Source organism: Pedobacter ginsengisoli (assembly GCF_030244015.1).
Classification (GTDB): Bacteria; Bacteroidota; Bacteroidia; order Sphingobacteriales; family Sphingobacteriaceae; genus Pedobacter; species Pedobacter ginsengisoli.
Genome location: NZ_JASSYX010000003.1, coordinates 696295 through 723170, shown reverse-complemented (window position 1 = coordinate 723170; position 26876 = coordinate 696295). Strand labels below are relative to the sequence as shown.

The following is a 26876-nucleotide window of genomic DNA, read 5'->3' as shown; positions in this document are numbered from 1 at the left end:
TTAGATGGCTAATTTAAAAGAAGTAAGAAATCGTATTGCGTCGGTACAATCTACGCAGCAAATCACCAAAGCCATGAAAATGGTTTCGGCGGCAAAGCTGAAGCGTGCCACCAATGCTATTGTACAGTTACGTCCGTATGCTACAAAGCTAAAAGAGATCCTTGGAAATCTTTCTGCAAGTCTTGAGGGATCATCATCTCCTTTCATACAGGAACGTGTACCCAACAAGGTTTTAATTGTTGCAGTTTCTTCTAACCGTGGTTTAGCCGGCGCATTCAATATGAATGTGATCAAAACTGTGAATAACCTGATTGCCGAGAAATATAGTGAGCAGTACAAAAACGGCAATGTAAGCATTGTTGCTATTGGAAAAAAAACGCAGGATTTCTATGAGAAGCGTAATTACAACGTAATTGGCAACAACAACGAGGTGTATGCTGCGCTTACTTTTGAAAATGTAACGAAGATTACGGATGCCATTATGGATGGTTTTATAAAAGGTGATTTTGACAAGGTTGAACTGGTATACAACAGATTTAAAAATGCTGCTGTACAGATTTTAACAACGGAACAATTGCTGCCTTTACCTAAAGCTGAGTCAGCGGCAGATGTGAAGACTTCAAATGTAGATTATATTCTGGAACCTTCAAAAGAGGAAATCGTAGCGCAATTGATTCCTAAGTCTATCAAAACGCAATTGTATAAGGCTGTATTAGATTCTCATGCTTCGGAGCACGGCGCGCGTATGACGTCTATGGACAAAGCAACAGAGAATGCCGGGGACCTGTTAAAGGCCTTAAAGCTTTCTTACAACCAGGCGCGTCAGGCTGCAATCACCACAGAGCTCACCGAGATTGTGAGTGGTGCAGCTGCATTGAACGGTTAATCTTCAAATTATGATATTCAAGCCCCCCGGATAATTATCCGGGGGGCTTTTTTTTATATATCTTGTAGAAATTTTACTGCGCTTTTGCGTGTTTTGTTGAAAAAATATTACTTTTGCCCTGTATAAAAATAATAGAATGGAACAGACACCAAAGCAAAATACAGAAAGCATGAAAAGGGCTAATGATGTAGCTACATACAAGTTAATGACTGTAGGTATTTTAGTAGGCATAGTAGGGGTTTACCTTCGCTTTGCTTTTGATTCAACAGCATTATCCATTGTGTCATGGGTAATTTTATTGATCGGCTCTGTTATTGCCTGTAAGGGAGTATTCAAAATATTAAACGCATAGTTTTAAAAATAATCTTATAAAGACAGGCCCGTTAGTGTGAACTAACGGGCCTGTTTTATTTTGCACGCGGTATTATTGGCTCCCTGTTATACGCTAAAAAATAAATGGGTTACCTATTTCATAATTCAGTATTAAGGGTAAATCAATTATAATTGCTGTTATGAAAAAATATTTAATCTATTGTGTATTCGCAATAGCGGTTTTCGGCTGCGACAAACAAAAGAACTTTGAAAGCGGAACCTCTGATGTAACTGAAGCCAATCTGGAGAATAGTGATACCACATTTACAGAAAAGATCATTAAGACTGCAGACATGCGGTTTAGGGTAAAAGATGTGCAGCAGACTAAGGAAAAGCTGAGCAATGCAATAAAAGCCGAGGGCGGTACAGTGACAGAATTTTCTATTCAGAGCACTGTTCAGAAAAGTGAGAAAGTAAGGTATTTGACAGACTCATTGCAGGAGTCGACTGCTTACAGAACTGAGGGATTTATGGTTGCCAAAGTTCCTTCAGATAAATTGGATGAGTTTACAAATAAGATTGCAAGGATAGCGATGTTTGTAGATCAGCAATCCATGAAGCTTGATGACCAGAGTATTGCCTATCTGGCCAATCAGCTAAAGAACCGGAACCGCGTAGAGGCAGTGGAGCAGTTAAATAAACATGCCAGTAAAAAAAGCAATAATGTGGAAACGTCACTGCTGCTTAAGGATGATTATGTTGATAAGAAAATAGAAAATCTGATCATCGACAGTAAGGTTAAATACAGCAACATTACACTAAATTTTTACCAGGATAATACGGTGAAAAGAATTATAGTAGAAAATGACAATCTTTCGGATTATCGTCCGGGCTTCTTTAAAAGACTTTGGCTAAGTATTGACACAGGATGGACTATTTTCAAAGAGTTCTTGCTGATCCTGACTAATTTATGGGTATTGTTTGCACTGGGGATAGCGGGGTATTTAATGTTTAAATATTACGGTAAAAAGAAGGCTGCTATTTAAGCCGCTTTTTATTGTCCTTTGCAAAAGCTTCCCAGCCGGAATATGCTTTGCCTTTTCCGGTAGTGCTGATGCGCTGAAAGGAATGGCAGACTGCTACTGATAGTCCGTCAGTAGCGTCCAGAAACTCGGGGGTTTCTTTAAAATTCAGGAGCCGCTGGAGCATAGCGGCCACCTGTTCCTTACTGGTGTTGCCATTGCCGGTAATGGATTGTTTGATCTTTCGCGGCGCGTACTCTGCTATTGGAATGTTCCTGGATAATGCCGCGGCCATTGCAATTCCCTGCGCACGTCCGAGTTTGAGCATGACCTGTATGTTTTTGCCGTAAAAAGGGGCTTCAAGAGCAAGCACATCGGGTTTAAATTCGTCGAGGAGTGCTGTTGTCTTTTCAAAAATACGCTGTAATTTGAGGAAATGATCGTCGAGGTGGTCCATTCTCACTATACCCATGGTGATCAGTTCGATTTTACTCCCCTTTTCCAATATCACGCCGTAACCCATTATGGAGGTTCCGGGATCGATACCCATAATTACCCTTTCCTTTTTTTCAACCAACATAAAACAATATTAAGCATATTTGCAGAGAGTAAACCTATAAAAATTGATATCAGATTATAAAAAAACAGTTTCATTCGTTCTCAAAACCGCAATTGTTGTATTTGCTTTTTGGTTTATCTATCACAAACTAGTTGCTAATGAGAACCTAAGGGAATTTGGAAAACTTATAGAACGGATACCAAAATCAGAAATTATAGTTGTTCTATCGGTTGTTTTTCTGCTGATGTTTTTAAACTGGGGACTGGAGGCTGCTAAATGGCAGAGACTGATTTCCCAGGTTGAAAAAATTACCTTGTGGCGGGCTATAGAATCTGTGTTTTGCGGCCTTACCTGGGCTGTATTTACCCCTAACCGGATCGGGGAGTACGGGGGCAGGGTCTTCTTCCTGTCACCAAAGAGAAGAATTATCGGGGTGGTGGCTATGGCGGTCGGGAACATCGGACAAATGGTACTGACAAATGTCTTTGGCGCAGTTGCACTGAGTATATTCATTTACCGTTTTGTTGGTATCGACTACAGATTGTTTTACGCTCTGGTTGTTTTATCTTTAATGTTTTGCCTGTTCTTCATTGTTTTTTATTTTAACATCAGGTGGTTAAACGGGATTTTGCTTTCGGTACGTTTTACGCGCAGGTATAAGAAATTCTATAGCATTCTTGCAAGGTATAAAAAGAGAGAACTTCTAAATATCTTATTGTTCTGCCTGGCCAGATATGCGGTTTTCAGCACACAATATTTTATATTGTTCCATTGGTTAATTCCTGAGATCCACTATCTGGACATCCTGATGATGGTGAGTATATTGTTCTTCGTCCAGTCGACCCTGCCCTCTCTTGATCTTTTTGATATAGGTGTAAGAAGTGTGACGGCTTCTTATTTTTTTAGTTCGGTGACCACTCAGGATGTGGCAGTCATCGCCTGTACAGCCAGTATCTGGCTGATAAATATTATAATTCCTGCTATATTAGGCGCTTATTTCGTTTCTAAACTCAATTTTTTTGGAAGTCTTCAGCGTAGTTAGCTTTATAGCCTGTTTTTTAACAATCTTATACGTGGTAGTCGTGCTTGCGTTTGTAAGAGGCTGGTATAGATTAAGTAATTTTATACCTGGTTTAAAAGAGGGCCGGACGGCTGTGTCGATAATAGTTGCTGCACGTAATGAAGAAAATAACATCTCAAAAACATTGGATGATCTGCTTGCACAAAATTATGATAAGAGACTGACGGAGATCATTTTTATAGATGACCATTCCACGGACGGCACCGCCGAAATCATCCGCTCGTATAGCGAACTCGGTGTTAAATTGATTGTTCTCAATGAAGACAAAGCCCTGAATTCCTATAAAAAGAAAGCGATTCAGACTGCGATCGGACAGGCCAATGGTAAACTGATCATTACGACGGATGCAGATTGCAGAATGGGGCCGAGGTGGCTGCAGACTATCGTCTCGTTTTACGAGGAAAAGCAATATAAAATGATTTCTTCTCCCGTGACATTTTTTGAAGAAAAGAATTTTTTTGAAAAAGCGCAGTCCCTGGAGTTTTTATACCTGATCGGGCTTGGGGCTTCCACCATCGGCAATAAAATGCCCTCAACATGCAATGGTGCTAACCTCGCATATGAAAAAGAGGCATTTTACGAGGTAGGCGGATTTAAAGGGATAGATGATCTCGCATCCGGAGATGATGAACTACTGCTGCATAAAATCGCTGCAAGATTTGAAAATAATATAGGGTTCTTAAAAAATGAAGATGCGATAGTGTTTACACATGCCAAGTCAACTCTTAAAGAATTCATCCAGCAGAGGAAACGCTGGGCTTCCAAAAGTACACGGTATAAAAATAAATCGATTATCGTTCTGGGCGTATGTATCTGGGCTTTTAATCTAACTATTCTTATAAATATAGGTGCCGGGTTATTTATTGGCTTTTACCTCAGGCTCGCACTTGTCCAGCTACTTGCCAAGATGTTCATTGAGTTTATATTTTTACAGGGAATAACAGGTTTTGCGCGGAAAAAGAAACTTTTGATATTGTTGCCGGTGCTCAATATATTGCACATCATATACATCATATACATTGGTATAGCGGGTAACTCTGGAAAATATAACTGGAAAGACAGAATGGTAAAATAACGGTATGAATAACAGCCCTTCACAAAAGATATGGAAAAGGTTTAAGGCAAATAAGCTTGCTTTTGGCGGGTTGTTGTTTATAGTGTTGCTCATGATCGCTGGTATTTTGGGTTATCTCATGATACCTGACCAAACGCCTTACGCAAATACCATGCATTTGCAGCTCACCAATAAGAAGCCGGGAAGGACATTTCAATTTCTGGTCATCAGCCGGAATGAAAATACAAGCGAAACCGGGTTTTTAGAAAAAATGCTGTATGGTCAGAACGCCAATTTTAAAAGCATTCCCATAACTTCCTACAGGAAGGAAGGGGATGTAGTGTACGCCAGGGAGTATATAGGTGATGACGAACAGGCTGAAGAGACCGCTTATCCACTGGTAAGCGGCGCCAACAGGTACAGCCAGACGTTTTGGATGGGCACAGATATTTATGGCAGGGATTTGTACAGCAGGTTGGTTTTAGGCATTCGTGTTTCACTGTCTGTCGGATTAATAGCGGTATTGATCTCGCTCCTCATCGGGGTTAGCCTTGGTGCATTGGCCGGATATTTTGGAGGGAAAACCGATGCTGCGATCAGCTGGTTTATGAACGTGATCTGGTCGCTTCCTTCTCTTCTGTTGGTTATTGCCATCTCTTTCGCCCTTGGAAAAGGCTTCTGGCAGATATTTATAGCAGTAGGCTTATCGACCTGGGTAGACGTAGCGAGACTGGTACGCGGGCAAGTGATGGCCTTAAAAGAAGTGGAGTTTGTAGAAGCCTCAAAGGCGCTTGGATATTCTACGTCAAGAACCATTATCAAACACATTTTACCCAACATAGCCGGGCCTATATTGGTTGTGGCATCAGCCAATTTTGCATCTGCAATACTTCTGGAAACAGGGCTCAGCTTTTTAGGGTTTGGCGCTCAGCCACCTATGCCGAGCTGGGGAGGTATGATAAAGGAACACTACGGATATATTGTCATGGATGCTGCATACCTTGCGGTCTTGCCCGGACTGGCAATTATGCTCACGGTATACGCGTTTAATTTATTGGCGATAGGCCTGAGAGATGCTTTTGATGTCAAGTCACAAAATATTTCTGTTTAGCCTTCCTTTAATATAATGATTAACTTTGTTCCTGTATGCTGTTAAATTGTTTTCAAACCGAATTTCTGGAAGCCGGCTGTGACGAAGCCGGCCGGGGCTGTCTTGCGGGACCTGTATTTGCGGCAGCTGTGATATTGCCCCCTGATTTTCCGGCGGGAGAATTGACTGATTCTAAAAAATTGACCCATATGCAGCGCAATACATTGAGGGTGATCATTGAAAGAGAGGCGATAGCCTGGGCAGTAGCAGAGGTTGACAATCATGAGATTGACAAGATCAATATATTGAATGCCTCTTTTTTGGCCATGCACCGTGCCATAGAGAAGTTAAGTATACAGCCCCAATATTTAAGCATAGACGGAAACCGCTTTAAAGCCTATCCGAATATTCCTCATTCCTGCATTATCAAAGGCGACGGCAAATACCTTAATATAGCAGCGGCCTCTGTTTTGGCAAAAACCCACCGTGACGAATTCATGGAATCGCTATCCGGCCAATACCCTCACTATCAGTGGCACCAAAATAAAGGATACCCCACAATAGTACACAGAACCGCGGCACTGGAGCATGGACTGTCCCCTTTTCACCGCCGGACTTTTTCAATTACCGACCCCCAATTAACGCTGTTTTCGGAAACTGAAGCATAATTAGTATTTTCACAGTATTGAAAACACTAATTATTACAAGCAGAGTTCCCTTTCCCGTAAACAGCGGGTATCCTATAGTAGTCTACAATACTATAAAGGGACTTCTGCGGCTTGGTGTCGACATTACCCTGTTCAGTATCAATCCCAGCAAGCACAGGGTTGACGTAGATGACATCTATGACCCGGTGTTTGACAGCATTAAATTTTACTCTTTTAGTCTGGATACAGAGGTAAACATCTGGGGTGCTTTTTTCAATATATTCTCCAATCAGTCCTACAATGTGTCCCGCTATTATGACGATGATGCGGCAAAGCTCCTGGAAGAAGTGCTTAAAGAGAACGAGTTTGACATCATTCAGTTTGAAGGCCTGTTTATCGTTCCTTACCTGGACATTGTGAAGGCGAACAGCAAAGCTAAAATCATCTACAGGGCGCACAATATTGAATTCGATGTGTGGGAACGCATTGCGATGACGGAAAGCTTTACACCCAGAAGAAGGTATCTTCAGTTCCTTGCCCGCAGGCTAAAGGTTTACGAAACGGAGCAGATCAACCGCTTTCATCAAATCTTCGCCATCAGCGAACAGGACAGGCAGAGCATTGTGCGTTTTGGCGGCCAGGCCGGTATAGAAGTCTTTCCTGTGGCTCTGGACTTTGATAAATATGTAAGTGATGCTTCAAAAACAAGTTTCCCGACATTGTTTCATTTGGGAGCTATGGACTGGCGTCCGAATAAAGAGGGGCTGGAGTGGTTTTTAGATGAGATATGGCCTGATATTGAGAAACTGAGCAGTGAACTGCGCTTTTACATTGCCGGCAAGAATATGCAGCGGGAATTTTTTGAATATGATTCGGACAATCTGGTAGTCGAAGGAGAGGTCTTTGATGCTGTCGAATTTATCAATTCAAAGGCCATTATGATCGTGCCGCTGCTTTCAGGAAGCGGGATGCGTGTCAAGATCATTGAAGGGATGGCCATGAGCAAATGCATCATTGCCACAAGTATGGCTGCCGAGGGCATCAAATGCATGCACGATAAGGATATTCTGATAGCCGATACTGCCGATGAGTTTTACAGAGCAATCCTCAAATGCATCACCAATCCAAATAAGTGGCGCGAGATAGGAGAGAATGCCAGGAGAACGGTAGAAAGGGACCACGACATTTCGGCCATTTCCAAAAGGATGCTCAATATCTATCAGAAGTTACTTAGTGCATAAATTTTATGTACTTTTGCCCACGTTTTTACAGATCGACAATATGAAGAATACCGCATTAACAGAAAAACACATTTCGCTGGGCGCTAAAATGGTGCCGTTCGCAGGCTATAACATGCCTGTTCAATATGAAGGCATAAATGCAGAACATGCAACAGTAAGAAATGGTGTTGGTGTATTTGATGTAAGCCACATGGGCGAATTTATCCTGAAAGGAGAGAATGCCCTGGACCTGATCCAGCGAGTGACCAGCAACGACGCATCAAAATTATATGACGGTAAAGTGCAGTATTCCTGTCTTCCAAATGAAGATGGCGGGATAGTAGACGATTTGCTGGTATACCGTATAGATGAAAAGACCTATATGCTGGTCGTAAATGCTTCCAATATAGAAAAGGACTGGAACTGGATTCAGCGATATAACACCAATGGAGTGGAGATGCATAACATTTCTGACAAAACCTCATTGCTTGCTATACAAGGCCCCAAAGCCGCGGAAGCATTACAGGCCCTAACCGATGTTGATCTCGCTTCTATGGAGTATTACAGCTTCGTAAAAGGAAAGTTTGCCGGTATTGATAATGTGGTGATCTCTGCTACAGGTTATACCGGTGCTGGTGGGTTTGAAATTTATTTTGACAATGAGCATGCAGTTGCCATATGGGATGCTGTATTTTCCGCAGGTACATCCTTAGGCATCAAGCCGATCGGTTTAGGTGCCCGTGATACTTTACGTCTGGAGATGGGATTTTGCCTGTATGGTAATGACATCGACGATACGACCTCGCCCATTGAAGCCGGACTGGGTTGGATCACCAAGTTCAGTAAGAAATTTACCAATTCAGAAGCATTGCTTGCACAAAAAGAAGCCGGCATAAAAAATAAGCTGGTGGGTTTTGAGATGGTTGAAAGAGGCATTCCCCGTCATGATTATGAGATTGTGGATGCGGAAGGAAGTGTCATAGGCAAAGTGACTTCGGGTACCCAGTCACCTTCGTTACAGAAAGCGATAGGTATGGGCTATGTGGCAAAAGGATTTGATAAAGAAGGAACGGAGCTGTACATCAATATCCGCAACACGAAGATCAAAGCCAGAGTTGTTAAATTTCCTTTCTACAAATAACCGCATTCCAATAACTGCTCATGAACAAGCGTATAGAAGTTTGTCTAACTCCGGCCTTGCTTCACCTCTATGACATCAGCAATAGCATTGTAGTCGTTATAGATGTGCTAAGAGCGACTTCATCAATAGTTTATGGAATCGACAATGGTGCCACAGCGATTATCCCTGTTGCCCATGTAGAAGATTGCCTGGCCTATTCCGGCAAAGGATTTTTGCTGGCGGCAGAACGCGACGGATCTGTGGTCGAGGGTTATGATTTTGGCAATTCTCCATTCTCGTATACCAAAGAAAAAGTAGGCGGTAAAACTATCGTGCTGACCACGACAAATGGCACCAAGGCGCTCCATATGGCCAGGGAAACGGCACATCAGGTAGTGATCGGTTCTTTCCTGAATTTACAGTCGCTGTGCGACTGGCTTAAAGTCCAGGATAAGAGTGTGCTGCTCCTCTGCGCAGGCTGGAAGGACCAGTTTAACCTCGAGGATACCTTATTCGCAGGAGCTGTTGTTGCTGAACTTAGGAAGGACTTTACACATTTCGATGATTCTTCAGTTGCGGCAGAAGACCTTTATCAGCTTGCCAGAAATGATCTGAGGACCTACATCCGCAAATCTTCGCACAGTTACAGGCTGGCATTGCTGAATATAGAAGAAGATGTCAGGTTCTGTTTACAACTGAACATCTGCAAGGCTATACCTGTGCTTTCAGGAGATGCCTTGGTCGCATTAGAACTGAATCCTTAAATTCCGCTAATTAGATTTAGGTTTATATTTGGAAAGGTTCAGGATTTTCTGGGCGTCTTTTTCTGCCATTAATTGCGCCAGTGTCACCTCTTTGTTTTCCTTCATGTATTTTCTTACGATCTGCCATCCGGTCCATACACCGAGTTTAGGTGCTGATTCATTCCTTTCTCCCAATCCCGGTGTAAAAGGGCCATCGCTCAACAGCACTTGTATTGCCTGGTAGTCGGTTTCAAACAGCAGGTCACTCTGCAGGTAATAGCCCCAGATGTCACCTTCAAAATGCTTGCACCAATCCAGTTGTTTGGTGGTGTATCCAATCTTTAAAGAATCAGGAACATCATCTGGCAGCACCTGGTCCATGAAATAAAGGACCTTTCCGTTGTGGATCATTTTCGCCAGCAGAGTCCGGTCTTCATCTCTTTCCGGAAACAGGTCTTCGCGGATATACGTTTCTGCAACGCGCGGCACCAGGTATTCCGGTGCAAAACGTCTTGACAGATAGGCGGGGACACTTTGAACTATGGCTTTATAAAATTTACTGTCCTTGCCCAGAAACATATCCAGACCTATCCCCAGGTAATCGTCGCCGACGGGAGTTTGTACCGCAAAACCTGAAACAAAATAAATGAAGCGGGGAACTTTAGCCTGCGGGTAATAATATTTAATGTATTTGAAGGTCTGACTGATCTGTTTATCGAAAGGTGAAAGGTCTTTGAATACGCTGTCCACTTCCGTTTGCAGATCCGAATACGCCTGGTCTTTGTACATCATTTCAACAACCTTCAGTGTGGTATATTCAGGGGTGCCGACCATTCTGTGCGCAAAATCCTCATAGAACTTTCCGTATTTCTTTTTTAGTAATGAATCTGTTAGTTTAAGGTCTTTAGACTTTCCAGTATAGAGATCCTTGTCAAATCTTTCAGTTTTGACCTCAATATGCATATCACTAACATTTGGTTTAGTATTTTGTCTGCATGAAACCAGTAAAGCGGACAGCAAAAAAAAAGCGATCACAAACAGAAAAAATAGATAGCTTTGACGGGATTTTACGTTGTGTATCATTATAAACAAATATAAAACAAGTTTTTTCAAGCTTCATACTCTAAGAAAAATTATATGAAAAGGACATTTATAGGGCTGCTGATTTTGTTTTTTACAGGTAGTGTATTCGGTCAGGATGCCGGACGTTCTTATGGTTTTAGACTGGGGTTAACTGCACATCCGAATTTTGGATGGGTAAAGCCTCAGGTGGGCAAAAGCAATAGTGTGGCTCTGGGTTTTGCCTATGGCCTGCTTGCCGATTTTAATTTTACGGAGAATTATAGCTTTTCAACCGGACTAACGATTACGACCATCAATGGCAAAAGTACAGAGGTGATCACCATGCCATCGGCTTCTTCTCAGTTTCCAGATCCCAATCCGACACAGGCTCCTGTAGAACTGAAGTATAAACTGCAGTATATTGAACTGCCGCTTACACTCAAGCTAAGGACAGTAAAGATTAGCGGGGTCCGCTGGTATGGTCAGTTTGGACTTTCAAATGGTTTCAACATCGGGGCTAAGCAAGACGGTGACATATCTGGAGAATCTGCTTACAGGGACCTGAACGTCTCAGACAACATTAAATTTTACCGGGCCGGCCTTCTTCTTGGCGCGGGCGGCGAGTTTGATCTCAACGACCAGACCAGCATTACTGCAGGACTGACCTTCAACAACGGGTTTACCGACATCACCACTGATAAAGATACCAGTGTACGCAACCATTACCTCGGCATAAATTTTGGTGTTTTCTTTTAACTGAACGTTTTTACTAATGAAAATTGCACTAGCTCAGCTCAATTACCACATTGGGAATTTTGAATTTAATACTCAAAAGATCATAAATAATATTCAGCTCGCAAAAGATCAGGGGGCTGACCTGGTGGTATTTGCCGAACTTGCCATCTGTGGTTATCCATCACGTGATTTTCTTGAATTCGAAGAATTCGTTGATTTGTGTGAGGATGCTGCACAAAAGATAGCTGAACAATGTATGGATATTGCATGTATTGTCGGACTACCCGTAAAAAACACCGTGCTGGCAGGAAAAGACCTGTACAATGCCGCTTATTTCATTGAAAACGGTAAGGTTAAATCTGTAGTCAGGAAAGCGTTATTGCCAAATTATGATGTGTTTGATGAATATCGGTATTTTGAACCGGCTACACAGTTTGACTGTGTCGAATTCAAAGGCCAGCGGATCGCAATTACCATCTGTGAGGACTTATGGAACATTAACAACAATCCATTGTATGTTTCCAACCCTATGGATGAGCTGATCAAACAGCAGCCGGACCTCATGATCAACATCGCGGCATCGCCATTTTCCTACTTGCACGATGAAGAAAGAGTGGTTGTGCTGGCAGATAATGCGAAGAAATACCAATTGCCCTTGTTGTATGTCAATCAGGTTGGTGCGCAGACTGAGATCATATTTGACGGGGGATCACTCGTATTTGATAAGTCCGGGAATGTGCTTGATGAAATGCCTTATTTCAAGGAAGAGCTCAGGATATATGAAGTGGCAGGAGGTGCCATAAAAGGATATGAGCCTATATCCCGTCCTCATGTTCCGGATATTGAGCAAATTCACGATGCGCTGATATTGGGGATCAGGGATTATTTTTCAAAATCCGGCTTTACTAAAGCAGTGCTGGGCTTGTCAGGAGGAATAGATTCCGCAGTCGTATGTGCGTTGGCCTGCCGGGCGCTGGGTCCTGAAAACGTCATGGCTGTATTGATGCCATCTAAATATTCATCGGATCACTCCGTAAAAGACGCTTTAGACCTGGTCGAAAATTTTGGCTGTCAGCACCAGATCATTGCCATAAAAGAAGTTGCAGATGCATTTGACCACATCATGGCGCCCGCTTTTAAGGGGCAGCCCTTTAACCTTACTGAAGAAAACATCCAGGCCAGGTGCAGGGGGATTATTGTAATGGCGATGTCCAATAAGTTTGGCTACATTTTGCTGAATACTTCCAATAAAAGTGAATGTGCTGTCGGATATGGAACGCTCTATGGCGATATGTGTGGTGCCATTGGAGTGATTGGTGATGTCTATAAGACCCAGGTATACCAACTGGCCAATTACATCAATAAAGACCAGGAGATCATCCCGCTGAATTCCATCGTTAAACCGCCTTCGGCGGAACTCAGGCCGGGACAAAAAGACTCAGATTCCCTTCCGGAGTACGATGAGCTGGACAAGATCTTATTTCAGTACATTGAACAAAAACAAAGCTCAAAGGCTATCATTGCGAAGGGGTTCGATGAGGCATTGGTAAGACGCATTATCAAAATGGTGAACACCGCGGAGTTTAAACGTTATCAGACCCCGCCGATCTTACGGGTTTCGCCAAAAGCATTTGGCATGGGCCGGAGAATGCCTATAGTTGGCAAGTATTTATCCTAGGCTCTTTTTACATGACGGAATGATTTGATCTTGTAATAAGGAATGAGCAGCGCAAGCAGAATTCCTAAAACAGAAAGAGTCATCGGGATGAAATCGCCATGTTTCACATAAAAAGTAAGCTCATCATTCAGATTGATGTCCGCCTTGAGCGCGTCTCTCGTCCACCATTTACTTTGTTGTAAAATGTCTCCTCTTTGATCAATGAAACAGGATATGCCTGTATTGGCCGACCTGGCCACATAACGGCGTGTTTCAATCGCACGTAGTTTTGCATAGAGCAGATGCTGGTCCTTGCCTGAGGTATTGCCCCACCAGCCGTCATTGGTGATGATGGCGATGAATTGTGCGCCGTTCTTTACTGCTGTCCCAATCCAGCTGCCCCATAAAGATTCATAGCAAACTACGGGAGCCACCCCAATACCACTGTAAGAATAAAATACGCCCGGCTCTTTTTGCGAGCCATAACCACCCACAGAACCTCCAAATCCTTGAAAGACGGGGCCCAATACAGAAAGTGCGGCAGGGAAAGGCATTTTTTCTACTCCGGGAACCAGCTTCGACTTGTGATAGAACTGGACGTTCGCAGAGTTCTCCATCTGCATGGCCGCGTTAAAGGAGTCTATGTAGGTGTTGTTGTCATATAGCCTGGCAGAAGAAGTCTGTTTGTCATTGTAAAACTTAATGCTTTCAATACCGGTAATTAAGCTGGCATTTTTATATTTCTCCAAAAAATGCTGTGCGGTTATAAAGTCAATATTGCCTCTTACCTGGTCTTCATTTTTGGGGCGGCCAGACATTGCTGTTTCCGGCCATATAAAATATTCCGTATTGGGCTGTGCAACGGAATCCGAAAGATGAGTTAAAATATTGATTTGCTGAGCAGATGAAAGACTGCCGAATTTGTCATAAGGATCTATATTTGGCTGAACAGTCACCACATTTACCGGTGCTTTCTTTTCGGTATAGGTGTTGTATATGCCCAGAGACAGGCCGGCAGGAAGAATAATGAATAACAACCAGACAAGTGTATACCTGAACCTGATGTGCGAGGGTAGTTTCTGGTTGAAACTTTTATAAGCTTCAAATGCAAGAATATTGCTGGTCAATATCCACACAGAGCCGCCATATACCCCCGTGTATTCATACCATTGCACAATCTGATGCATTCCCGAAAAACCATTGCCCAGTGTCATCCAGGGAAAAGCCAGGTCCCAGGTCTGATGCAGGAATTCCATGGCTACATAAAAACAGATCAATCCCAGGTATGCGAGGTATTTATTGACCACCGCGTTCAACCTGTAATACAGCCAGAAGGCAAACGTCATCAGCAAGGCCCCAAGCCCGAAAGGGATGAGAGACACAAAAAAGGCCGTAACCGGGTCATTTACGGCGCTGATGGCATTGTATACCCAATAGATGCTGGCGGTATTCCAGATCAGGAAAGTCAATCCCGCAGTCAGAAACACACGCCTGCCTTTTTTTGCAGCAGCGCTTTGCTGTATCTGTGACAAAGCGATCAGTAGCGGGACAAGTCCAATCAGCAGCAATGGCGTGGTATAAGGAATGGGCGGCCAGGCCAGCCACAGGACAAAGGCACTGACTAAAGCAAGAAGAGCGGTGTTTTTAGAAAACTTCATCAGGCAATGCTATAAGCTGTCCAAAATATCAGCCTTCTTCGCCTCGTATTCCTCTTGAGTGATCAGGTGTTTATCGTACAATGTTTTGAGCTTCCTTAATTTCAGCGTAGTCTCATCTTCCGGTTCTTCCACCGGCGCAGGAGGAACAAAAGTCTTTTCTTCAACAGGTTCAGACAGGGCATTTACCGTTACCGGAGAAGCTGAAGAGCGTCTTTCATCAAGGTCTTCCAGTCTTTGCTGCTCCTTAAAGTCTTCCAGTTGCTCATAGGCGGCCTGGTAGAGTTTGCGTGCCTGCACTTTGGGGATGTATTCTGTAATGATGTTCTCTCCGTGAAGCGGTACGCAAATAAATTTAGAACCAAATATTTCCTCTTTGAAAGAAACTTCCTTAATGCTCTTCCACGAAATATCTTTGAAGTTCATGGTAAAGCCGAGATTACCGGGGGTGCAATAAAATATGCGTTTTGTACTTACCGCAATGCAGTCCGGTAATAGGTTTACGGCCGGTCGCTTTTGTACAGCAAGGTAAATCAGTTCTTCATTGGCTGTCAGCATATCATTCAGCTTGCCTAAAACTTTTTCTACCGCTTTTGGATCTTGCTCATCACTTAAAAATCTATCTATCAAATTCATTTTATCTTTTTTATCTTGTTTGTCAAAAACTGCACCCAATTAATCACGGTCATATTTTGTCTTCTTTTTTACCTCTTCAGCTCCGGCAATACAAATTACGAATTCCCCTTTTAATATATTGTTTTCAAAGTGTGATTTTATCTCTGTCAAAGTTCCTCTTACTGTTTCTTCATACAGTTTGGTGAGTTCCCGGCTAACAGAGGCTTGTCTGTCAGGGCCCATGTACTGCATAAACTCTTCCAGTGTCTTCAGCAAGCGGTGCGGACTTTCATAGAGTACAACAGTCCTTTCTTCTTCAGCCAGTTTTTTAAACCGGGTCTGCCTGCCTTTTTTTACCGGCAGGAATCCTTCAAATACAAAACTGTCAGAAGGCAGACCGGAGTTGACCAGCGCAGGGACAAATGCTGTGGCCCCAGGAAGGCACTCCACCTGGAGATTGTTCTTTATCGCCTCTCTAACCAGGAAGAAGCCAGGATCAGAGATTGCAGGGGTTCCCGCATCAGAGATCAGCGCTACATTTTTACCCTCCTTCAGAAATTTGATGATCTCCGAAGTAGCCTGGTGCTCATTGTGCTGATGGTGCGAATACGCCTTTTTGTCTATGCCAAAGTGCTTCAGCATAGGCGCACTGGTGCGTGTATCTTCTGCGAGGATCACATCAGCCTCCTTTAGTATGCGGATCGCTCTGAAGGTCATGTCCTCCAGATTACCTATGGGCGTTGGTACAAGAAATAGTTTGCCTTCCATATTATTCAGTGTCCGATTGCCAAGCCGGGTTCGCAATAACGAGTTAAGTTCTTATCTTTGTGCAAAAAATAAAATAATGCTGCAAGTTAATTATATCCGCGAAAATAGAGAGAAAGTTTTAGAGCGACTGAGTGTACGTCAATTTAAACAACCTGAACTGGTTGATGAAATCATCAGAATTGATGAAGAACGCAGACAGGTTCAAACCTCCCTGGATAATCTTTCGGCAATAGCCAATGCCAGTGCCAAACAGATCGGCGAACTGATGCGCAGCGGTCAAAAAGAGCAGGCAGAGGCGCTGAAAGGTGAAACCGCCAGCAATAAAGAACAACATAAAAAACTGTCAGACCAGCTGGCAAATACCGAGACCCAATTGCATAACCTTATTGTTCAATTGCCAAACCTGCCGCATGAGCTGGTAAAGACAGGCAACACAGCTGAGGAGAATGAAACGATTTATACACACGGGAAACCCGCGGAACTGCCGGCTAGTGCACTGCCACACTGGGAGCTTACCGCCAAATATGACATCATTGACTTTGAGTTGGGGACAAAGATCACCGGTGCAGGATTTCCTGTGTACAAAGGCAAAGGGGCAAAGCTGCAAAGGGCCCTGATCAATTTCTTTTTGGATCATGCCACAGCAGCAGGATACCGGGAAATGCAGGTGCCGCATTTGGTCAATGAGGCATCGGGATTTGGCACAGGACAACTGCCGGACAAAGAAGGACAAATGTATCATGCAGGTATAGACAATCTCTATCTCATTCCTACGGCAGAGGTTCCGGTGACCAATCTTTATAGAGATCTGATCCTTAAAGAGGAAGAAATGCCGATAAAAAATACAGCCTACACCCCATGCTTTCGCCGTGAAGCAGGATCTTATGGTGCGCATGTAAGGGGTTTAAACAGGCTGCATCAATTTGATAAAGTGGAGGTGGTTCAGATTGTTCATCCGGATCAATCCTATGAGGTCCTGGAGCAGATGAGTGCTTACGTTCAGTCCCTGTTGCAGGAACTTGGACTGCATTATCGTGTACTGCGTCTATGCGGTGGCGATATGGGTTTTGCGGCTGCCATGACTTATGATATGGAAGTATGGAGTGCGGCCCAGCAACGCTGGCTGGAAGTATCTTCTGTTTCTAATTTTGAGACCTACCAGAGCAACAGGCTTAAACTAAGATTCAAAGGGGCAACTGGCAAAACGCAGCTGGCGCATACGCTAAACGGAAGTGCTTTGGCATTACCCCGTATAGTAGCATCTATTTTGGAAAACAACCAGACCGATAAAGGAATTAAGATCCCTGAAGCACTGGTCAGGTACACAGGCTTCGAGTATATTGATTAATACGAAAGTTTAAAGGTCAGGATCGCAGAATCGTCATTGCGAGGAACAATGACGGCAAGGCACAACGACAAGAGCCTAAATAGACAAGCATAAAAAAGCCCCGGTGATGAACCGGGGCTTTTCGTTTTTGATAAGCAGATGGATGATATGATATTAATAATATAGCTAGCTAATATTAAAGTATAAGGATCAGCAACAGAATGATGATAATGATTGCTCCAACAGAAAGGTAAACACCGCCACTCATTGCGCGGGCTTCCTGTTTTAAATTTTTCAATTCGCTTCTTAATGCTTTCTTCTCATCCCTGGTCAATTTTGACTTATCCATAGCTCTGATTTCTTCCACGCGGTCAGTAATTCTCTTCAGCTGGATCTTCTGTTCAGCGGTCATTTCAGTTTTAACCTTGTCAGCATTGCCTGCGGCAGAAACTGTATTTGCACTAATAGTAAGCGCAAAAATAAGTGTTAAAGAGTAAATTAATTTTTTCATGATGTTTTAGATTTGTTTTTTAATTGCCATGAAGCCTGCTGCACAGGTATCATTGTTTATCGATCAAAACTGTATTAACAAAAAACCTACCAAAGCTGTTTGATAGGTTTTTTAAATGTTTCTGAATTAAAACTGTCTACTCTTGTAGTCACTGATCCTTATTTGATCTCAAAAACTACATTCATTACATAGTTTAACTTAATCTTTTTGAAATCTATATCGGGAGCTGCCGCACCAGCCATGTCAGCACTTTCGGCCTTCATCATTACGTTCGAACGATACATAGCCTGAGGATAAACCTGATTTTCGATCTCCTGTATGTCTATTGCGCCGCCCAGTTTGTCACCCAATGCTTCAACGAGGTAAGTCGCCTTAGCCTTGGCGGCCTGCAGTGCCTGAATCTTTAGCTCTTTTTTAAGACTTGTAATTTTGGAGTAATCGTAACTCTCTATGTTGGTAGAAGCAATCCCTTTAGCGTCAATGGCACCAATGATATCATTGAACTTATTGAGGTCAGAAACCTTCAGGCGATATTGTTTGCTCGCCAGAAAATCAGGGTTTTTCTTTTTCTCAGTAGCCCATGAAAAACTTGACAGGTTATTGATCATTAGATTCTCCTTGTCAACACCGGCTTTTTGAACTGCGGCATACAACTGATTTTCCAGTGTAGTAATGTCTACTTTTTTCTTGCTGTTGTTGTCTTTAAGGTATTCCTTTAATGAGATACTGATATAAATGATATCCGGGGTAATTTCAGTCTCCGCAGATCCACTTACATTGATCTTCCTGCGTAAATCTACTTGTTGCGCCAGAGCACTTACACTAAATAAGGCAACAAAGGCAAGGGTCATTAACTTTTTCATAATAAATGTTCTTTTGTGTATTTGAAAGACAGATGTAAATATCATACCAATTCCATAAACAAAATTTAAATATTGTGCAGGTTAATCCTCAACTACCTCATTATTAGGTCCTATTTCTTCTTTGCTTTCTTCTTTAAAATAAGATTTCTGGAAGATCAGGATAATCACTACGCCAACAGAAATAGCCGCATCAGCAATATTAAATACAGGTCTGAAAAATATATAATCCTCACCTCCCCATATCGGCACCCAAGCCGGGAATACGCCTTCCAGCAGTGGGAAATAAAACATATCTACGACCCGGCCATGAAACAAACCAGCATAACCATAGATCACACCATACAATACAGAGTCAATGATATTTCCCAATGCCCCTGCAAATATAAGGGCAACATTTAAGATCAGTCCCCTATGGTATTTCTTCTGGATCAGGTAATGCAGTCCATAGCCGATCCCCGCGACAGCAGCAATCCTGAATAAAGACAAGGCAAGCTTGCCAAATTCACCGCCAAACTCAAGACCAAAAGCCATCCCATTGTTCTCCGTAAAATGAATGATGAACCAATTGCCGAAAATCTTAAATTCCTGACCGATATACATATTGGTTTTGATCCAGGTCTTCAGAACCTGATCAGCCAGCAATACGAGAAAGATAATGATTAAAGGTTTTGTATATCCCTTCATTACGACTGCTTCAGTTTAGCTTCCATACTCAATGTAGCATGAGGTACCGCACGCAGACGTTCCTTTTGGATCAGCTTACCGGTTTCCCTGCAAATGCCATAAGTCTTGTTTTCGATGCGAACCAACGCAGCTTCAAGGTTTTCGATAAACTTTTTCTGACGCGCGGCCAGCTGGTTTAATTGTTCTTTTTCAAGTGTAGCGGAACCATCCTCAAGCGTTTTATATGTTCCTGAAGTGTCTTCTGTACCGTTAGAATTTGGACTGCTCAACGAGCGTGAAAGGTCCAGAAATTCTTCTCTTGCCATACGCAGCTTATCCTGGATCAATTCTTTGAATTCCTGAAGTTCACTATCCGAGTACCGGGTTTTTGTAGCTTTTTCCATAATATTTATTGTTGTGCAATCAAAATTTGTAGTTCAACATCATCGATTACTATTTTGTTTCCTTTATCTAAAGATTCTGTTAATTTAACATCATCCGCTAAAATTTCCGTGCAAATGTAATGCTTATTTTTCTCCACAGCCCCGGTTATCAAATTATGGTTCTGTAAAGTCACTGTAATCCTGTCGGTCACTTCAAAGGCTAACTCTTTCCTTAAGTTCTGGATCCTGTTGATCAGTTCGCGCGACAGCCCTTCCTGCTTCAGTTCTTCAGTTACGGTAACGTCCAGCGCCACTGTCAGAGTGCCCATACTGGTCACCTGCCATCCGGGAATGTCTTCAGCCATAATTTCCACATCTGCAGGCAGGATGCTGTATCTGCCATCAAGTACCCCGATCTGGCCTTCGCTTTCCAATCTTGCGATGTCATCCTGGTTAAATTCTGAAATGGCCTGTGCAACTGCCTTCATATCCTTGCCTACCTTTTGTCCCAGTGCCTTAAAATTTGGTCTTATCTTTTTGGTAATGAAACCAGCAGTATCTGTAATGTACTCAATATCCCTGATATTGGTTTCCGAAAGGATCAGTTCTTTCACCAGCGCTACCCGCTCAGCAAACTTGGTGTCCAGTACCGGAATCAGGATTTTGGCCAGCGGCTGACGTACGTTTATGCCTGTCTTTTTACGGAGGGACAATACCATTGAGGAAATGTTCTGTGCCAGACGCATGCGCTCATTCAGCTCATTGTCTATCAGTACAGTATCAGCTGGAGCAAGTATGGTCAGGTGCACAGATTCAAATTTATTTTCCGCATCCCCGGCAGTCAGGTTCCGGAACAACCAGTCCGCAAAGAATGGCGCAATAGGAGACATCAGTTGTGCAATGCTGGTCAGACAGGCATATAAAGTCTCATATGCTGCTTTCTTATCCTCGGTCATTTCTCCTTTCCAGAAGCGGCGGCGCGATAAGCGAATGTACCAGTTGCTCAGGTGTTCATCCACAAAAGCCTGAACAGCCCTGGCAGCCCTGGTTGGCTCATAAGCCGCATAGCTTTCATCCACTTCAGATATTAAGTTTTGCAGCAGCGATAAGATCCACCTGTCCAGTTCACTGCGTTGAGCGACCGGAGTCGGATTACTATGGTCTATTTCAAACTTGTCAATGTTTGCATACAAAGCAAAGAATGCATAAGTGTTGTATAGCGTTCCAAAGAATTTACGGCGAACTTCGGCTATTCCCTCGATGTCAAACTTGAGGTTGTCCCATGGGTTTGCATTGGAGATCATATACCAGCGGGTGGCATCCGGTCCGTACTCCTCCAGGGTCTTGAACGGATCGGCCGCATTTCCCAGACGTTTGGACATCTTTTGCCCGTTCTTATCCAATACAAGTCCGTTGGAAACTACATTTTTGTAAGCAATCTTATCAAATACCAATGTCCCTATGGCGTGTAAAGTATAAAACCATCCACGGGTCTGGTCTACACCCTCAGCTATAAAATCAGCGGGAAAATCCTTGTTCTCATCGATCTTATCCTTGTTCTCAAAAGGATAATGCCATTGCGCATAAGGCATGGCCCCGGAATCAAACCAGACGTCGATCAGGTCGCTTTCACGGTTCATCGGTTTTCCGGATGGAGAAACAAGCACAATTCCGTCGACCACATTTTTATGCAGGTCAACGAGGTCGTAGTTTTCTTCCGACATATTGCCGATTTCGAATCCTTTGAAGGGGTTTTCCTTCATCAGGCCGGCTTCTATCGATTTTTCTATAGCATTATACAGTTCTTCCACAGAACCGATCAGCACTTCTTCTCTTTTGTCTTCAGTTCTCCAGATCGGCAACGGGATCCCCCAGTACCTCGATCTGGACAAGTTCCAGTCATTCGCGTTTTTCAGCCAGTTTCCAAAACGGCCCTCTCCTGTCGATTTTGGTTTCCAGTTGATGGCCTCATTCAGGTCAAACATCCTGTCCTTGATGTCAGTTACTTTGATGAACCAGGAATCCAGCGGATAATATAAAAGCGGCTCATCAGTTCTCCAGCTGTGCGGGTAACTGTGCACGTATTTCTCAACTTTAAACGCTTTATTTTCTTCTTTCAGACGGATAGCGATCTCTACGTCTACAGATTTCTCCGGAGCCTCACCTTCATCATAATATTCGTTTTTAACATATTTTCCGGCCAGGTCACCCAAATGGGAAGTGAATTTTCCCTGCAGGTCCACCAGTGGGACCGGTGTTCCGTTCTCATCCAAAACCAGCATCGGCGGCACTTCAGGAATTGCTTCCTTCGCCACTTTAGCATCATCAGCGCCAAAGGTAGGTGCCGTATGCACGATACCTGTTCCGTCTTCGGTAGTCACAAAGTCACCGGAAATTACCCGGAAAGCATTTTCCGGATTCTGGTAAGGTAATGCATAAGGAAGAAGCTGCTCGTATTTAATACCAACCAGGTCCGCACCCTTACATTCTGTCAGGATTTGATAGGGGATTTTCTTATCTCCTGCAGCAAAGCTGCTAAAAGCCTCAGCATCCGCAGATTCAAAATAAACTTTGTTAAACTGCTTGCCAACCAGATTTTTTGCCAGGATCACATTTACCGGCAGGAAAGTATACTGATTAAAAGTTTTTACCAGCACGTAATCAATTTTAGGACCCACGGTCAGTGCTGTGTTGGAAGGCAGTGTCCATGGAGTAGTAGTCCATGCCATCAAATGAATATCGCCAAAATCATTTAAAAATGGGGGCAATGTTTCGGGCAAAGATCTGAACTGCGCCACAATGGTTGTATCCGTTACATCCCGGTATGCACCAGGCTGGTTCACCTCATGAGAACTTAGTCCCGTACCTGCTTTTGGCGAATAAGGTTGAATGGTATAGCCTTTATACAACAATCCTTTATCGTAGATCTGTTTCAGCAGCCACCATACCGACTCCATGTATTTTGACTTGTAGGTAATGTACGGGTCGTCCATATCTACCCAATAGCCCATTTTCTCAGTCAGATCGTTCCACACATCTGTGTAACGCATTACCGTCCTTTTACAGGCTTCGTTGTATTCTTCTATAGAAATGGTTTTGCCAATGTCTTCTTTGGTAATGCCCAGCTCTTTTTCAGTACCCAGCTCCACAGGAAGGCCATGAGTATCCCACCCGGCTTTTCGTTTTACCTGAAATCCTTTGATGGTTTTATAACGGCAGAAAATGTCTTTAATAGCACGGGCCATAACATGATGGATACCAGGCATTCCATTAGCGGAAGGCGGGCCCTCATAAAAAGTAAACGGGTTCGATTTTGACCGGGTAGAAATGCTTTTCTCAAATATGTTTTCCGCTTTCCAGAACTCAAGTATCTCTTCCCCTATTTTAGCCAGTTCTAATTGTTTAAATTCCCTATACATCAATCAAGTATCTCCAAAAATTAAGGATGCAAAGTTAAGGTTTTTGATTGAGAAATCGAAGTATGCAGCAAACTGTTTTACATATTTACCAATACAGTTTAGAAGACGCGCTAGTCAAATGCAACCTTCTCAGGGCCAGATATTTTTTCGATGTGGCAGGCACATTTACCACCGGAAACTTTTAGAATTGCCGTTTTGGTCTGATTGGTGGCTTCAAGGGTCCCGGAGACCTTAATGTCATCTCCTTCCTCTGACAGTTTTTTAACATAATTGTCATCCACCACCACATAAGTGCCCGGTGTGAGGCTAAGGCTTGCTATGCCGGCGGTTTTAATGGTATCACCTGTTCTTTGGTTTACCGCGCTGTAATTTTTAATACCCACACCGACACCATCTTTATTGGTGAAGCTGAAAGTTACCATTGCAAAACTCTCCGTGCAGATTAAATCAGGACACTCTGAAGCGTCTTTTTTATCACAGGCTATAAACAGGACTGCGCACAGGCATATCAAAGCGGCTTTGTACATGGCATTTAGATTTTAATACCAATACGTATCAAACCTTTAAAACGCTACAAAAGATTTGATTTAACGACTTTAATTCCAGGCCGTGGGGATGAATGTAACCCTAACAACATCCATCCCCGTTCCCGGAATTTCACCCTCACAGCTCTCTTTCTCTCCCCCTCGACTTTGCCCTCATTTTATATAAAATTTCCTCCCCGGACATATTGGTTAATGCAAAGGGTAGGCCAATTAAAAAAATGTCGCCTAAATACACGAAACGACGAGATGGGGAAATTGTACAGCGTACGAAATTCAGCAATGTGTTGACATAGCACCCCTTTAAAAATCAACAATAATTATTACATTAACACTTCTATAAACAATCCCGATATGACAAACACTTTTTCAACCAGGCCCTTCCTCATTTTACTGCTGATATTGATCTATGCGGAGAGCAGGGCAGTGCCTTTTGCCCGCGCACCTGTTGCTTATAGAGCAGACATTGTCATTTATGGCGGGACTTCTGCGGCAGTAACCGCTGCCGTAAGGGCAGCTAAAGACGGTAAACGAGTGATCATCGTATGCCCTGACCGGCACCTTGGGGGGCTGTCATCCGGCGGGCTGGGCTTTACGGATACAGGCAATAAGGAAGTGATCGGTGGTTTGTCCAGGGAGTTTTATCACCGGGTTTATATGCATTATCAGCAACAGGATGCCTGGATGTGGCAAAAAAAAGAAGAATACGGAAATAAAGGACAGGGAACACCTGCCATGGATGGAAAGGAGCGTACCATGTGGATCTTTGAGCCGCATGTTGCCGAAAAGATTATGGAGGATTTTATAAAAGAAAATAAGATCACCGTCTATAGAAATGAATGGCTGAACAGGAAGAACGGTGTAGTCAGGAAAAACGGGCGGATTGTTTCAATCAAAACCCTGAGCGGAAAAATTTATACAGGCAGGATGTTCATTGATGCTACTTATGAGGGAGACCTGATGGCGGCTGCTGGTGTCAGTTATCACATTGGACGCGAAGCGAGCGCAGTATATGGCGAGGAATGGAATGGCATTCAAACAGGAGTATTTCAGCATGGGCATCATTTTAAAAAGGATGTAGATCCTTACAAAATTCCCGGGAATCCGGCAAGCGGTCTGCTTGCAGGTATTTCCGCTGAGAAACCGGGTATTAACGGCTCAGGCGACAACAAACTTCAGGCCTATTGCTTCAGGATGTGCCTGACCGATCATCCGGATAACCGGGTTGCTTTTCCTAAGCCTGATGGCTATGATCCGTTAAATTATGAACTGCTGGCCAGGGTATTTCAAAGCGGTTGGAATGAGCTTTTTGATAAATTTGATGACATCCCCAACCGAAAAACAGATACCAATAATCATGGCCCTTTCAGTACAGACTATATCGGAATGAATTATGATTATCCCGAGGCCTCTTACGCACAGCGCAAGAAGATCATTAAAGCACACGAAAATTATCAGAAAGGGCTGTATTACTTTATGATCACAGATCCGAGGGTACCCGCAAATCTGCAAAACCGCTTAAAGACCTGGGGACTTTCCAGAGATGAATTTAAAGACAACGGTAACTGGCCGCACCAGCTTTACATCAGAGAAGCCAGAAGGATGGTAAGCGATTATGTAATGACTGAAAATGAAGTGCTGGGCAAAAAAGAAGTGCTTAAGCCCATAGGGATGGGCTCTTATTCCCTGGATTCACACAACACCCAACGCTATGTGACAGACAAAGGATTTGTGCAGAATGAAGGAGACATCGGAGTAAAGGCTCCGAGACCTTACAGTATCGGATACGGTGCCATTGTTCCAAAAAAATCTGAATGCAAAAATCTGCTGGTCCCGGTCTGCTTGTCCAGTTCACACATCGCCTATGGTTCCGCCAGAATGGAGCCGGTATTTATGATTCTTGGGGAATCTGCCGCAGCAGCAGCAGTACTTGCTATCGATGATCAGGTTGCCGTTCAGGATGTGCGCTACGAAAAACTGGAACAGGTCTTATTAAAGCGGAATCAGAAATTGCGGTTTAGCAGGTAAGTTATGAAACTATTGAGGGATGATACATGACAGTTACCTGTTTAACAATGCAGTCAGCTTTTCTCTTACAAGGGGCCATTCATCGATTAAGACAGAATACCGGGCAGAATCTCTTGGGACGAAGTCAGTACTCATTTTATGTGCCCTGAGTATCCCTTCCAGCTTGCCGCCGATGCGCTCGATTGCGGCCCTTGATCGCTCATTGCGCACATCTGTATGCAGACAAACACGGAGTACCCCCCATATTTCAAAGGCATGGGTAAGCAGCAATAATTTGGCTTCTGTATTGATGCCTGTCCTTGTCGCCGATCGCGTTAGCCAGGTATGGCCGATCTCACAAGCATCCGGGGCTTTATTTGCAAACCTGGGATGGCCCTCCGGCCATGGCCAGTATTCCATGTTCCAGAAGCGGGTCGATCCTTTAAAAAGTCCGTCTTGCTGGCCTACAATAGCGAATGGCATCGAGGTTCCGGCATCTCTCATCGCAATAGCTGTTTTGATGTAATTGACAGCGGCGGCTTTACCCTGTGGGACCGGGGTCCATTTATATAAAACTTCATTGCCAGCCGACGCTTCAGCCAGGCTATCGGCGTGATCAAGACCAAGCGGTTCGAGTTTTATAAATTTTCCTTGCAAAACAGGCATGTCCATGCGGGTAAATTTAATGAATAGATATGTGCCTGAAAAACATTAATTTTCAGGAGTTAAAAAATCATCCGGTAGAACACGCCGTCTCAAAAACTGAAATAGCAAAATTATTATACGTGAAAGAAATAACTCAGGATGATATTGTTCACATGATGTGGAATTGTTTAAAAGTTTATTGCGTTTAAAACTTTCAGAATGGCTAAATTGTTACTAATAAAAGAACTGCTCAATTCTGAAAAAAAGTCCTGTGAGCGGGTGATCCGCGT

At 43.3% G+C, this 26876-nt stretch carries 26 protein-coding genes; 14 read left to right on the top strand and 12 right to left on the bottom strand.

What is annotated here, in order from left to right; all coding sequences use genetic code 11:
• Nucleotides 1–4 precede the first annotated feature (4 nt).
• From atpG to QEP08_RS15380, 3 genes are all read left to right on the top strand, one after another.
• The gene (gene atpG, locus QEP08_RS15390; RefSeq protein WP_285059346.1) at nucleotides 5–886 is read left to right on the top strand and encodes an ATP synthase F1 subunit gamma; all 882 of its coding nucleotides are present in this window, start codon (nucleotides 5–7) and stop codon (nucleotides 884–886) included.
• 136 nt (nucleotides 887–1022) lie between these two features.
• Nucleotides 1023–1238: a hypothetical protein gene (locus QEP08_RS15385; RefSeq protein WP_285059343.1), complete on the top strand. Its 216-nt coding sequence runs from the start codon at nucleotides 1023–1025 to the stop codon at nucleotides 1236–1238.
• Nucleotides 1239–1398: 160 nt separating this feature from the next.
• Nucleotides 1399–2244, top strand: coding sequence for a DUF4349 domain-containing protein (locus QEP08_RS15380; RefSeq protein ID WP_285059341.1), 846 nt, complete (start codon nucleotides 1399–1401; stop codon nucleotides 2242–2244).
• Here QEP08_RS15380 and ruvC read toward each other — a convergent pair.
• Nucleotides 2237–2800: a crossover junction endodeoxyribonuclease RuvC gene (gene ruvC, locus QEP08_RS15375; RefSeq protein WP_285059339.1), complete on the bottom strand. Its 564-nt coding sequence runs from the start codon at nucleotides 2798–2800 to the stop codon at nucleotides 2237–2239. The two genes, QEP08_RS15380 and ruvC, sit on opposite strands and share 8 nt — an antisense overlap.
• 43 nt (nucleotides 2801–2843) lie before the next feature.
• On the opposite strand from ruvC, the gene QEP08_RS15370 reads away from it, so the two are divergent.
• From QEP08_RS15370 to QEP08_RS15340, 7 genes are read left to right on the top strand one after another with little or no spacing between them, the layout of a single operon-like run.
• Entirely contained in the window at nucleotides 2844–3821 is a 978-nt protein-coding gene (locus QEP08_RS15370; RefSeq protein ID WP_285059338.1) for a lysylphosphatidylglycerol synthase domain-containing protein, read from the top strand.
• Nucleotides 3799–4935: a glycosyltransferase family 2 protein gene (locus QEP08_RS15365; protein ID WP_285059337.1), complete on the top strand. Its 1137-nt coding sequence runs from the start codon at nucleotides 3799–3801 to the stop codon at nucleotides 4933–4935. Before QEP08_RS15370 ends, QEP08_RS15365 begins: the two co-directional genes overlap by 23 nt.
• A 4-nt stretch (nucleotides 4936–4939) precedes the next feature.
• A complete protein-coding gene (locus tag QEP08_RS15360; protein ID WP_285059336.1) occupies nucleotides 4940–6025 on the top strand; it encodes an ABC transporter permease in 1086 nt (361 codons plus the stop codon).
• Nucleotides 6026–6060: 35 nt separating this feature from the next.
• Nucleotides 6061–6672 (top strand): ribonuclease HII, encoded by a 612-nt coding sequence (gene rnhB / locus QEP08_RS15355; RefSeq protein WP_285059334.1) that lies wholly within the window; start codon nucleotides 6061–6063, stop codon nucleotides 6670–6672.
• 17 nt (nucleotides 6673–6689) lie between these two features.
• Entirely contained in the window at nucleotides 6690–7892 is a 1203-nt protein-coding gene (locus QEP08_RS15350) for a glycosyltransferase family 4 protein (RefSeq protein WP_285059332.1), read from the top strand.
• A gap of 40 nt (nucleotides 7893–7932) precedes the next feature.
• Nucleotides 7933–9012, top strand: a complete 1080-nt coding sequence (gcvT, locus tag QEP08_RS15345; RefSeq protein ID WP_285059330.1) for a glycine cleavage system aminomethyltransferase GcvT — start codon at nucleotides 7933–7935, stop codon at nucleotides 9010–9012.
• A gap of 20 nt (nucleotides 9013–9032) precedes the next feature.
• Entirely contained in the window at nucleotides 9033–9755 is a 723-nt protein-coding gene (locus QEP08_RS15340; protein ID WP_285059329.1) for a 2-phosphosulfolactate phosphatase, read from the top strand.
• Between the two features lie 6 nt (nucleotides 9756–9761).
• Here QEP08_RS15340 and gldB read toward each other — a convergent pair whose 3' ends face one another.
• On the bottom strand, nucleotides 9762–10817 hold the full coding sequence (gldB, locus tag QEP08_RS15335) for a gliding motility lipoprotein GldB (protein WP_285059328.1): 1056 nt from the start codon (nucleotides 10815–10817) through the stop codon (nucleotides 9762–9764).
• 54 nt (nucleotides 10818–10871) lie between these two features.
• Here gldB and QEP08_RS15330 point away from each other — a divergent pair, with 54 nt between their 5' ends.
• Together QEP08_RS15330 and QEP08_RS15325 are read left to right on the top strand one after the other, a co-directional pair.
• Nucleotides 10872–11552 carry a porin family protein gene (locus QEP08_RS15330; RefSeq protein WP_285059327.1) on the top strand — a complete coding sequence of 227 codons (681 nt, stop codon included), beginning with the start codon at nucleotides 10872–10874 and terminating at the stop codon, nucleotides 11550–11552.
• A gap of 16 nt (nucleotides 11553–11568) precedes the next feature.
• Nucleotides 11569–13209: an NAD+ synthase gene (locus QEP08_RS15325; protein ID WP_285059325.1), complete on the top strand. Its 1641-nt coding sequence runs from the start codon at nucleotides 11569–11571 to the stop codon at nucleotides 13207–13209.
• Here QEP08_RS15325 and lnt read toward each other — a convergent pair.
• From lnt to rsmI, 3 genes are read right to left on the bottom strand one after another with little or no spacing between them, the layout of a single operon-like run.
• The gene (gene lnt, locus QEP08_RS15320) at nucleotides 13206–14846 is read right to left on the bottom strand and encodes an apolipoprotein N-acyltransferase (protein WP_285059323.1); all 1641 of its coding nucleotides are present in this window, start codon (nucleotides 14844–14846) and stop codon (nucleotides 13206–13208) included. The genes QEP08_RS15325 and lnt overlap by 4 nt on opposite strands.
• A 9-nt stretch (nucleotides 14847–14855) precedes the next feature.
• Nucleotides 14856–15479, bottom strand: a complete 624-nt coding sequence (locus QEP08_RS15315) for a PH domain-containing protein (protein WP_285059322.1) — start codon at nucleotides 15477–15479, stop codon at nucleotides 14856–14858.
• Nucleotides 15480–15518: 39 nt separating this feature from the next.
• Nucleotides 15519–16226 carry a 16S rRNA (cytidine(1402)-2'-O)-methyltransferase gene (gene rsmI, locus QEP08_RS15310; RefSeq protein ID WP_285059320.1) on the bottom strand — a complete coding sequence of 236 codons (708 nt, stop codon included), beginning with the start codon at nucleotides 16224–16226 and terminating at the stop codon, nucleotides 15519–15521.
• Between the two features lie 76 nt (nucleotides 16227–16302).
• Between rsmI and serS the strand changes: the two genes are divergently transcribed.
• Nucleotides 16303–17574 carry a serine--tRNA ligase gene (serS, locus tag QEP08_RS15305; protein ID WP_285059318.1) on the top strand — a complete coding sequence of 424 codons (1272 nt, stop codon included), beginning with the start codon at nucleotides 16303–16305 and terminating at the stop codon, nucleotides 17572–17574.
• Between the two features lie 175 nt (nucleotides 17575–17749).
• On the opposite strand, the gene QEP08_RS15300 is transcribed toward serS, so the two are convergent.
• From QEP08_RS15300 to QEP08_RS15275, 6 genes are all read right to left on the bottom strand, one after another.
• Entirely contained in the window at nucleotides 17750–18064 is a 315-nt protein-coding gene (locus tag QEP08_RS15300) for a hypothetical protein (RefSeq protein WP_285059316.1), read from the bottom strand.
• Between the two features lie 158 nt (nucleotides 18065–18222).
• A complete protein-coding gene (locus QEP08_RS15295; protein WP_285059314.1) occupies nucleotides 18223–18927 on the bottom strand; it encodes an SIMPL domain-containing protein in 705 nt (234 codons plus the stop codon).
• 81 nt (nucleotides 18928–19008) lie between these two features.
• Nucleotides 19009–19611, bottom strand: coding sequence for a lipoprotein signal peptidase (locus QEP08_RS15290; RefSeq protein ID WP_285059312.1), 603 nt, complete (start codon nucleotides 19609–19611; stop codon nucleotides 19009–19011).
• Nucleotides 19611–19994, bottom strand: a complete 384-nt coding sequence (locus QEP08_RS15285) for a TraR/DksA family transcriptional regulator (protein WP_285059310.1) — start codon at nucleotides 19992–19994, stop codon at nucleotides 19611–19613. Before QEP08_RS15285 ends, QEP08_RS15290 begins: the two co-directional genes overlap by 1 nt.
• Nucleotides 19995–19999: 5 nt before the next feature.
• Nucleotides 20000–23392 carry an isoleucine--tRNA ligase gene (ileS, locus tag QEP08_RS15280; protein ID WP_285059309.1) on the bottom strand — a complete coding sequence of 1131 codons (3393 nt, stop codon included), beginning with the start codon at nucleotides 23390–23392 and terminating at the stop codon, nucleotides 20000–20002.
• Between the two features lie 110 nt (nucleotides 23393–23502).
• A complete protein-coding gene (locus QEP08_RS15275) occupies nucleotides 23503–23919 on the bottom strand; it encodes a hypothetical protein (protein WP_285059308.1) in 417 nt (138 codons plus the stop codon).
• A 369-nt stretch (nucleotides 23920–24288) separates the two neighbouring features.
• On the opposite strand from QEP08_RS15275, the gene QEP08_RS15270 reads away from it, so the two are divergent.
• Nucleotides 24289–25962 (top strand): FAD-dependent oxidoreductase, encoded by a 1674-nt coding sequence (locus QEP08_RS15270; protein WP_285059307.1) that lies wholly within the window; start codon nucleotides 24289–24291, stop codon nucleotides 25960–25962.
• 33 nt (nucleotides 25963–25995) lie between these two features.
• Here the strand turns inward: QEP08_RS15270 and QEP08_RS15265 are convergent, their stop codons facing one another.
• On the bottom strand, nucleotides 25996–26607 hold the full coding sequence (locus tag QEP08_RS15265; protein ID WP_285059305.1) for a GNAT family N-acetyltransferase: 612 nt from the start codon (nucleotides 26605–26607) through the stop codon (nucleotides 25996–25998).
• Nucleotides 26608–26876 lie beyond the last annotated feature (269 nt).